A 9,302-nucleotide genomic window follows, 5' to 3' on the forward strand; every position below is an offset into this window, starting at 1 on the left:
CCCGTGGATGCGCCTCTGATCAGAGGTGCTTGTGTCCGGCCGCGCCGCCCGCTAGAATCTGCGCCCCTGCTGAGGCGTTTGCCGATGGCAGGGATCCGGAGAGGTGTCCGAGTGGTTGAAGGAGCACGCCTGGAAAGTGTGTAAGCGTCTAAACCGCGCTTCGGGGGTTCGAATCCCCCTCTCTCCGCCAAGTTGCGAACTAAGCCCCTGATTTCAGGGGCTTTTTTCTTGGGTTCGTATGTGGCCCCATACCCCGACCCATACTTCGTCAATCCGTTGATTCCTGGCCTATCAGCAGCGCGCCCTGCACGTTGGGACGGCAATCCAGATAGTCAGCAAGAGCGCTGCACTTGGAGAAGCGAGAGTGCACGCAAGCAGTTTCAGATGACCGACCTGCGTGCATCGCGAAGCACGCCGCTCCCTCGCCACCGCCTCTTACAGCCGTAACGAAATGAGGTGCCGCATGCGCAAGGTCCTGAGCGCGCGTAGCAGCATGAGCGCCCAGGCAAGCGACCAACACCAAGAGCTGCTGCGCGCTGCGCGTCAGCGGCCCGTAGAAGCGGTTGAGAGGCAGTTGAGCAGATGGGAGGGCGCAGGCGGTCAAGCGCGGTGCGTACCCCGGCGTGCGCACTCGTCTCCCCGCCACGCCTGCACACTTCATAGGGTGCCTTTCCTGCACCACCTGCACAAAGGCCAGGAGTAGGCCCAGCAAGGCTATGGAAGACATTGAGGGGGCATCCAACTACCTGCGAAACCCCGCACCAAAGGGGTATCTGGCAGGGGCATCAGCCACCGAGTGGGAGCCAAATTCGCAGAACCAGGAAGAAGCGAAAACAAGGCGTCCAACAGTGTCCAAGAAGAAAACTTCTACTACTGACAGTGTTTCAGGAAGGCTATGAATTGAGGGTCTGAAACAGAAAACGTGTGGCGAGCATCGCACTGCCAGATTTGCCAACAGCTTCCTTGAAATGCCTTGTGCCACAGTGCCTTCCAGCCATCTCTGTCGTCAGACTGACACCCGCATTCCAGTAACAGTTTCCGACATTGATGTTTTTCGGTGTTACAAGTGTGGCCGGTGTTACACCAGTCTAATATACAATTTAAATCAAACAGTTACGCCACCCTCGCCGATCCCGACCACGGTGTAACACAGGTGTTATCGGTGTTACAGCAAGCTCAAAGCCCCTCCCCATGGCGGCGGCGCAATGCCCCCGACCGAGCACCCGGTGCCGCGAGCCCCGCAACCGCAGTTGGCCGGCATTCTGACCAAATAGTGGCGGGCACTGATCTTTCGCTAGCCTGTTCGCCTGCCCACCTTCCTGCCAGCAGCGGGTGCTGACCACGCCTCGCGCAACCGCTGCTCATGCCGGACCACCCACGGCTTGGCGCTGACACAGCCCAGCTCGTCGCTGCCGCAGTGGCGATATGCTCCAGCGACCATCTCCACACGTAGGAACGACGCCGAATCAGCGGTACGGCACGACCGGATCGAGCCCGGTCAACCTACGTGACCCGCTTCACGGCAGCAGTTGATCACTGTTGCCTATACTCGGCCCTCAATCGAGTAGTCTCTTGCACTGAACGGAAGCCCCCTCCCCACGAAGGACCTGCCATGCGACACGCTTCTCCGCCTCCCGTACCGCAAAAACTTCGGGACATGCTCAAAGACTATCCGGAGCATATCGAGACGCTGCAAGCTGACTTGAATCGCGTCGTCCAAAATCCGTTCAAGGGCACGCCCATGTCTGAACAGGCTATTTGGGCATTAGAGGCTGCGCTCGATGCGTTCATCGACGAAGCCCGTAAAGAACTGCAGGCGGCCGAAGCCAGTGGCGATCCGGCGGCAATTGAACAGGCGAAGGCAAAAGAACTTCTTATGTTCCGAGCCCGCTCTGGCAATGGAGGAATGCGGCTCGGATTGATGAATGATCTTTGGGGCTACTTCGAATCGAACAAGGGCGTTTAAATGAACGCGCCAACTGGTAGTCTTGACGCAGCAACACATTCCCATGTGTTCGAAGAGAAAGTCGTTCCTGGCAGCGGATTCGCTCAAGCTTCTTCACAATCCAAGCCCAAGGCAATCATCCTCGCGGGACAACCCGGAGCAGGTAAAGGTAGTTTGGCGGGAAGGGCCGAGACTGAGCTTCAGTACGATGTCATCAAGATCGACCCTGATGAACTGCGCGGATACCATCCCGATATTGAGAAATTCCGGGAAAACCATCCCTACACGTGGTCCTCGTACACCCACTCTGATGCCAGCGCATGGGCTGACAAGCTGTTGGATGCCACCGTTGCGGGCAAGAAGAACCTGATCTTCGACACCACGTTGAGCAACGGCGAGTGGTCGTCTGAACTGATCAAGGACCTGCAATCGAAGGGCTACGCGGTGGAGGTGCGCGCCGTTGCTTCTGCGAAGCTTGAGAGCGAGCTCGGGGTTGAGCAGCGCTTTGCAGGCGGTCTAGACGGCAATGGCTACGGCCGCTACGTTCCCGTCGGTGCTCGCGATGCGATCTACGAGAAGTTGCCCAATAGCCTGGACCTGGTGCACGAACGCACCGATGTGCAAATTCGCATCTTCAATCGTGAAGGCAAGGAGTTGTACGACAGCCACACCAGCCCGAAGTTGCCTGGGGCTGCGTTGCAAGAGGCGCGCGAAGCCCGACTGAAAGATCCCGCCCTGACGCGCCAGCTGCGCGATGGCTGGCAGGAGCAACAGGCCTGGCACCGTGATTTGCCACAGACACTGCCCCACAACGACAAAGTTTCTCCTCCCACACGAGAGAACCTGCTAACAGAGCGAAGCGAAGCCCAAGTGGTCGAGGGGCTTGACCGGCAGGCGCGGGAAATGGTCGATATCGATCACACGGTTCGCGTTCGCCCCACCCGTATACGCGCAGGCAGCGCGCTGGGCATCGCAGCTCTAGCATTGGATGCCTATGACGCCGGTGAGGCTTTGCGCAACAGTAGCCGTCTGCGCGGTGAAGGCAATGACACTGCCGCAGAATCCGGGCTCATCCACTTCGGTGCACGTAGCGTTGGTGGCTTTGCCGGTGCTGGCCTGGGCATGACGGTCGGAGCGGTCGCTGGCGTCGAGTCAGGCCCGGGTTTGCTGGTCACAGGGGCCGTCGGTGGCATAGCGGGCGCGTTCGCGGGCGACAAGATCGCCGAGTGGACGGACAACCGCCGAATCTACAACCAGGCCGACAGCCTGGGGAACACTTGGACCTACAATCCTGACCATCCCGATCAGGGCTGGCAGCGATCCGCGCCTGTGGATAGCACCAACGACGGCGTAAACAACCCAGCCAGTGGCGTGCTGCGCGCGCCACCGGCCCTTGCCAACCAGCTGAACTACCAGGCAACCAGCGAGTCAGTGAAATTGGTATTGGGCAGCCCGCCCAGTCAGCGCGACCCGTTCACACAGCCCGCCAATATCAGTGACCCACAAAGCTGGTATCCGGCACAGTGGACACGGACAGCCGATGGTCTGCAGTGGCAGCGCGAGGTGACCACTGCCGTGTATGAACTTGGCCAGCGTGAGACCCGAATTGACGTGGCCAGTCCAGAACGAGCGGCCGAGCTCGATCAGGCCGCCGCCCAGGTCGTGCTGCACAATGCTGCCAACAGCCGACCGGCAATTGCGGCGCGCTACGAAGCAGCGTATGCCCAGAATGGCTGGGCATCCTATGGCTCGATACCCGAAGCTGTGCAGCAGGCGCGCACCGATCTGGATGCGGTGACCGCCTCCGACGATAACCGCTATCAGCGTCAGGCGGACAGCCGTTGGGTCAGCGAAGGAGTGATCTACGATTCCACTGCCACCGGCAATCTGCGCGCCGAATTGGATGCCACCCGCGACGTAGTGGCCGCCACGCTACCTCCACCTCAAGCGACACAGAGCCCGTCGCCGATGACGGCCGATGAGCGCATGCGCGACACGCTGCAGGGCGCCTACGCTAACGCCGGGGTTGCCCTGGGTTCAGAACAACTGGCAGCGAGCGCGGCAGCAGTCCAGGCCACACAGGCCGCTCAAGGTCTGGACCCCGACACCACTGCCCTGCAGGTGCAGCGAAACGCCGATGGCGGTTACAACATGGCCAGCCCTATTGCCAATCTGCGTCTGGCGTCCGATGGCAAGACCTACACCATTGCGGCCGTGACCACGACTGAGGACATCCGCCGAGCCCAGGAACGGGACTCTCCTATCAGCAACGATAGCCCGCAACAGACCGTGCGGTCCTCGCTCGACCAACCAGTAGGCCCGCCCGATGCAGAGAGTGCGACGCCTTCCCTACAGTCGGCAATGCCATCAACTGCAATGGCTGCAATGCAGGCCGACCCACTGTATCGGCAGATCCGCGACGGCGTTGCAGAGTTGGACACACAGCATGGACGTGAATTCGATGCGACCAGCGAGCGCATGACGGCAAGCCTGCTCGTATTGGCAAAGAACAGTGGACTGACACGAGTGGATCATGTGGTGTTGAGCAATGCTACCTCAGTACATCCGGCCGCGCACAACGTGTTCGTGGTCCAGGGAAAGCTGGACGATCCTGCCCATCTGCGTGCGGTCATGCCCACCGAGCAGGCAGTGAAAGCCCCGATTGAGGAATCGATGCAGAAATACGAAGTGGCTAGCCGCCAGGTGGAACAGCAATCGCAGGTCACTCAACTGCAGGAACAGCATCAGCAGGATACTCAGGCCAGAGCCGCCAGCATGGGGCGATAGTCGTGGCTGATTGGCATCGAGGAATATGAGGGGGCAGTGCATTGTTCCAAACTGCATCCTGTATAGCCCGCGGGCATTTCCCCATATAACATCCTCGCCGGAATGGACACCGCCGCCAATCAATCACGTCAGCGGCGGTTGGCCATCCCTCTTTCAATCCCAAGGGGGTTCGTTATGCCCCTGTCGCCCCGTCAACTGTATCGCTTGCAGAAGGTTGCGGCCCCCACTGCCACCTTTGAGCGATTTGCAGTGCATGCAAACGAGAGAGCATGTCAGCGAAGAATACGCTCAGGCTGATTGAAGCGTAGGGATCCATTACGCCGTGTGCTCTGCATTGAGCTCTACCCGCCGCCTGATACGTGCGGCAACACTGCCCGCCAGCTGCATATCTACCTCACTCATATCCATCGGCGGCAATGCCAAGCGCTCCGCAACCTGCTCGGTCACTGTGGCATCGTCCATGCGCGAGCGCACCGCATTGCCGAGGCGGACAAAGAACCGGCTGGCCAATTCTTCGGCACTCGCCGACTGCCGATTGTCCACGCCCGCATTCTCCGCCAGAGAGAACAAGGCAAAGGCTACTGCCAGGCTATCAACCACTTGCTCCAGCAACTGCCCATAGGCCTGGCTGGCAGCTTCACTTGCAATGGCGTTCTTCGCACTCAGGCAGTCTTTCGCAACCTCGGCCAGTTCCAGCTCCAGGCGAGGCAGTTCAGCCGCAATCTCACCCTCCATTGCCTCATATTCCTCAGCCAGCGAGAGCGCCGACCGCTCGTTGGCGCGCAGCTTCTGAATGTCGCGGGTTAGCGTGCCATCGCTATCGCGCAGCTTGGCACTCCACTGCTGACGTGCAGCGGCGGCATCACCCTGTGCAGCCTGTTTGGCGCGCTGCATCGTATCGACCTTACCCACCAGGACGCGCTTGCGCTGCACTACGCTGGCCAACTGTTGGGCCAGCTCGTTCAGCCGCCGCCTATTCTCCGATACCGGCGCAACCTCGGCCCCGTCGACGGGTTGAATAGCCGGTTCGGAGGTAGTGGTGTTGCTGGTCTGGATGTTGCTCATGTTGAATCTCCGTTGAAACGATTGGGGGACTCGCCGACGTTGTGTCAGCGAGGTGTGGGAAAGGCGGCGCTACCTACAGCGCGCCGTCATGAACCTTGCGACTGTCAAAGACATACAGACGCATTGCGCCAAGGCTTGGAACACGCACAGACTGAGATGCCTTGCCATCGGAGCCGGGTTTGAGCCAACCGGCTGCGATCAGCTCACGGGTGGCCTGGCGAGGATCGAAGCCCGCGCACAACTCCCGTTTCAGTGCTTCAGGTAGCACCAGGTATTCGGTGACACCCACCTCATCGAAGCGGCGGAAGCCCGCTCGGTCGCGCACTGGTGGCGCTTCCTGCGCGTAGCGCAGCGGCTCCAAGCGACTCTCGCCATGGGCCTCGAAGAACGCACGCACGCGGGAAAGCAGCGCATCGGTGTCGGCACTGCCGGAACCGCCCCGACGTTGCAGCCATGCCTGGAAGCACGTGGCCACGCCCCGTGTCGCCTCGCCCTTGGCCCAACCGGTGATGCGGTGGCGGCAGGTGCTGCCAACTCCCCGGCAAAGGCGACAACGGCAAAGCGTTCGGCCACGCGGCGCACCTCACCGGAGGCATCGTCGGGTACATAGGTGGCCAGGAATCGGTCGGTCGACTCGCGCAGTTGGGCGGTCAACGTGGGGCTGTCCTGCTGGGTGAGGTAACCCATCCACAGCGGCCACGGTGCGCCGTAGGTGCGTGCTGCGGCGTCCTTGAGCAGAGCCGACAGCGCCGCGCCGTCTCCGGCATCGTGCAGGCGCTCAAACACACCATGCCCGCCCTCGGTCTCAGCCGGTACGTCGGCCAGGCGCACGGACTGGCCTGCTTGCCCACCTCGGCCATGTGCTGGGCCAACCCGACCTCGCCGGCCGACAGGATCAGCACCCGCCAGCGTGCCGCCGCACGGGCCTCACCGGCCCGGTTGGCGCGGCTCTTGCCTTTGCCGTTGGCCAGCAGGTAGGCGGCATCACCAGCCTGCTTGGGATCGATCTGCGCCAGTTCATCCAGAATCAGCGTGGCATCGTTGTGCAACACCGCTACGCCTTCCAGACCGTTGGCCGTGCTGCGCCACTCGCGGGCATATTCCGGGGGACCGACCACGCTCGCCGCCACGCGCAGCGCGGTGCTCTTGCCGCTGCTGCTGCCGCCGACCAGGTGGAAACCACCGCCCGTAGCGCCGGTGAAGTGCAGCAGCGGCCCGGCGAACATCGCTGACACCGCCAGCACCAGACGCGAGTTGTCCTGGCAACGCCGGGCCACGTCGCGTCGCCAATCGTCCAGCGAGCCGACCGCTGCATAGTGGTATGGTGAACCGCAACGCGCGGCGTGCACGCGCATCGCGCTCTGCAAGTACACGCATGTATGCAGGCACATCGGCATAGGGCATTGCTGCATGGTGTTTGGCCTTGCTGACCTTGCTTGGCTTGGGAAGCAGGCTTTCCAGGTGACCACGCCAACGGGCGGGGTTTTCACCATCGCGCATGCCGTGCACCTTGGCCCAATCCAATACACGTTCGATGCGCCCACGCACACGGGTGGCCGTCACTGTCTTGGTCGTCCAGATGGGCGAGAGGCAGGCCATGACCGTGCTCGTAGTCACGGCTGAAACCGCCATCTCCCTGGCCGGGCCGTAGTCGCGCAGAGACTGATGCCATTGGTCTGCCTGGGCTTGGTTCTTCCAGGCCTTTCGATGGGATTGAATGTAGGCGTCCACCGCTTATCCAAACGTCGCCCCCACAACGCGGGTGCAACGTCGCTCATCAATGGGGTCCTTTCCTTGGGCCAAGAGTTTCTGCTGCTCCAATGCAACTGCACGTGCCTCCTGCAAGCCAAAAAGGCGGACGGCCCCAAGACCCATCTCACGAAGTCGCCCCTGTCGCCGATAGCGAAGAACCCAGGACTTGGTGCCTGAGTGCTTGACCAGCAGGTAAAGGCCACCACCATCGGCGTGATAGCCGGCAGTGATGAGTGTTTGAACTGCCCGTGCGGTGAGTCGGTTTAAAGGGCGAGCCATCAAATATGTCCCATACTATTTCCCATACAAAGAAGTCCGATTGGACTGGATTTCATAGTACGGCACAGGACTGAAAAAATGTTCAATATCAATTAGATAGGGCAACATTGGACTTGATTGGATCGTAAAATTGGCCCCTCTCTCCGCCAGATAAATGAAGAAGCCGCCCAGTGGGCGGCTTTTTTGTTTGGCTGGCGGGAATCGTCGCAGGTACTACCGGACTGAACAGGGCCTGCCGTCGTGGCCGGTCCAACGGCCCGCCCGCCGACGGCGCGCGATCCGCCGCAGGTCATCTGCGCCGGAGCAGTCCCCGCACGCAGGCGCCGACGAACGCCAGCCCCAGCAGCACCCACACGACCGTCATTCCCCACAGCGCACCGAACGTGTCCAGGACCGGATCCAGCCGCGGTTGCGCCGGGTCGTACAGCACGCGTACCGGCTGCCCAGGCTCATAGCCGAAGATCATGCCGCCCTGCGGATACGAGACGCGTTGGCCGGTCGCGGTGGTGAACGCGACCTGCGGATGCGATCCGCCGGCGTTCAGGCGCTCGACCTGGCCATCAACGGCCTGCGCGACCTCCAGGAACTCAAGACGATGTGTCACCTCGAAGGCGGCCACAGCAAGGATCAACAGACCCACCACGCCAAACAGCAGACCGCGCATGAGCTGGGCAGTCCGGAAAAAAGAAGGGGCGGGCATCGCTGGGCAGCTCCGTTGCAGGCGGGAAGACGAATGGGGCCGGCGGATCCTGCCGCGCGGTCAGTCCCACGTGTGGAAAGCATAGCCCAGAAGCCACTGCGCCCCACTGCACGCCATCGCCACCGGATGCGCCTCGCCATTGCCCGCCACCGACGCACCCGCCTGGTTCAGGCGCCTGCATTCCGCACGATCATTCGAGTGGGGAGACGTTACCTGTAAAGGGATTGGCATCGCTCCATGTACCCTTGAACTTTCGCCCCCTCCCAACGTCTGGACGGTTGAAATGCAGCCGGGCAACTCCATGGCATTTCCCATGAATCTCCGCCTCTACCGCCCCGCCGATGCCAGCGCCTGCCTGTCGATTTTCGACAGCAACGTACCCACCTACTTCGCGCCCGAAGAGCGCAGCGACTTTGAATGCTTCCTGCGCGAACAGGCCACGGACTGTGCATTCCAGGTGATCGAGCGCGATGGAAACGTCGTCGCCTGTGGTGGCCTCTCGCGCCGTAGCGACGGCAGCGCCGGCTTCTGCTGGGGCATGGTGCAGCGCGCGCTGCACCGCCAGGGACTGGGCCGCGAACTGGCACTCGCGCGCCTGCACCAGGCTGAAAGCGATCCGTCGATCGACCGCATCGCGCTCAGCACCAGCCAGCACACCCAGGGCTTCTATGCCGGCCTGGGTTTCCAGGTGACGCGCATCGTGCCCGATGGGCATGGCGCCGGGATCGACGCCGTTGAAATGGAGCGGGAGCTCTAGCGCTCCCGCCCCGGTGC

General features: G+C 61.7%; 8 protein-coding genes, 1 tRNA gene and 1 pseudogene. 4 read left to right on the top strand and 6 right to left on the bottom strand.

From position 1 onward, the window contains the following. Positions 1-97: 97 nt before the first annotated feature. The 3 genes from AC5P7S_RS07295 to AC5P7S_RS07305 all read left to right on the top strand — a co-directional run bounded on the left by AC5P7S_RS07295 (position 98) and on the right by AC5P7S_RS07305 (position 4,732). Positions 98-190, top strand: a tRNA-Ser gene (locus AC5P7S_RS07295). 1,467 nt (positions 191-1,657) lie between these two features. Beyond that, a complete protein-coding gene (locus AC5P7S_RS07300) occupies positions 1,658-1,966 on the top strand; it encodes a hypothetical protein (RefSeq protein ID WP_005415493.1) in 309 nt (102 codons plus the stop codon). Next, on the top strand, positions 1,967-4,732 hold the full coding sequence (locus AC5P7S_RS07305; protein WP_095377038.1) for a zeta toxin family protein: 2,766 nt from the start codon (positions 1,967-1,969) through the stop codon (positions 4,730-4,732). A 315-nt stretch (positions 4,733-5,047) separates the two neighbouring features. On the opposite strand, the gene AC5P7S_RS07310 is transcribed toward AC5P7S_RS07305, so the two are convergent. The 6 genes and pseudogenes from AC5P7S_RS07310 to AC5P7S_RS07335 form a co-directional block, all read right to left on the bottom strand. Next, positions 5,048-5,797 carry a hypothetical protein gene (locus AC5P7S_RS07310; RefSeq protein ID WP_005415491.1) on the bottom strand — a complete coding sequence of 250 codons (750 nt, stop codon included), beginning with the start codon at positions 5,795-5,797 and terminating at the stop codon, positions 5,048-5,050. Between the two features lie 73 nt (positions 5,798-5,870). Further along, positions 5,871-6,272, bottom strand: a complete 402-nt coding sequence (locus tag AC5P7S_RS07315; RefSeq protein WP_242441292.1) for a hypothetical protein — start codon at positions 6,270-6,272, stop codon at positions 5,871-5,873. A gap of 175 nt (positions 6,273-6,447) precedes the next feature. Further along, a complete protein-coding gene (locus AC5P7S_RS07320; RefSeq protein WP_242441293.1) occupies positions 6,448-7,170 on the bottom strand; it encodes a DUF927 domain-containing protein in 723 nt (240 codons plus the stop codon). Positions 7,171-7,270: 100 nt separating this feature from the next. Beyond that, positions 7,271-7,528 (bottom strand): annotated as a pseudogene (locus AC5P7S_RS07325) (phage integrase central domain-containing protein); the annotation flags it as partial. Positions 7,529-7,531: 3 nt separating this feature from the next. Further along, on the bottom strand, positions 7,532-7,828 hold the full coding sequence (locus AC5P7S_RS07330) for an Arm DNA-binding domain-containing protein (protein WP_095377039.1): 297 nt from the start codon (positions 7,826-7,828) through the stop codon (positions 7,532-7,534). A gap of 289 nt (positions 7,829-8,117) precedes the next feature. After that, positions 8,118-8,492, bottom strand: coding sequence for a DUF3592 domain-containing protein (locus AC5P7S_RS07335; protein WP_005415488.1), 375 nt, complete (start codon positions 8,490-8,492; stop codon positions 8,118-8,120). A 349-nt stretch (positions 8,493-8,841) separates the two neighbouring features. On the opposite strand from AC5P7S_RS07335, the gene AC5P7S_RS07340 reads away from it, so the two are divergent. After that, complete coding sequence (locus AC5P7S_RS07340; RefSeq protein WP_005415487.1) at positions 8,842-9,285, top strand: GNAT family N-acetyltransferase; 444 nt, start codon at positions 8,842-8,844, stop codon at positions 9,283-9,285. The last annotated feature ends 17 nt before the right edge of the window (positions 9,286-9,302 follow it).

The sequence above is a fragment of the Stenotrophomonas sp. YJH_SMC_32 genome (assembly GCF_059369975.1).

Coding starts and splice junctions, on each gene's coding strand:
- AC5P7S_RS07305 (WP_095377038.1), top strand. CDS start 1,967: ATGAACGCGCCAACTGGTAGTCTTGACGCAGCAACACATTCCCATGTG.
- AC5P7S_RS07335 (WP_005415488.1), bottom strand. CDS start 8,492: ATGCGCGGTCTGCTGTTTGGCGTGGTGGGTCTGTTGATCCTTGCTGTG.
- AC5P7S_RS07330 (WP_095377039.1), bottom strand. CDS start 7,828: ATGGCTCGCCCTTTAAACCGACTCACCGCACGGGCAGTTCAAACACTC.
- AC5P7S_RS07340 (WP_005415487.1), top strand. CDS start 8,842: ATGAATCTCCGCCTCTACCGCCCCGCCGATGCCAGCGCCTGCCTGTCG.
- AC5P7S_RS07310 (WP_005415491.1), bottom strand. CDS start 5,797: ATGAGCAACATCCAGACCAGCAACACCACTACCTCCGAACCGGCTATT.
- AC5P7S_RS07300 (WP_005415493.1), top strand. CDS start 1,658: ATGCTCAAAGACTATCCGGAGCATATCGAGACGCTGCAAGCTGACTTG.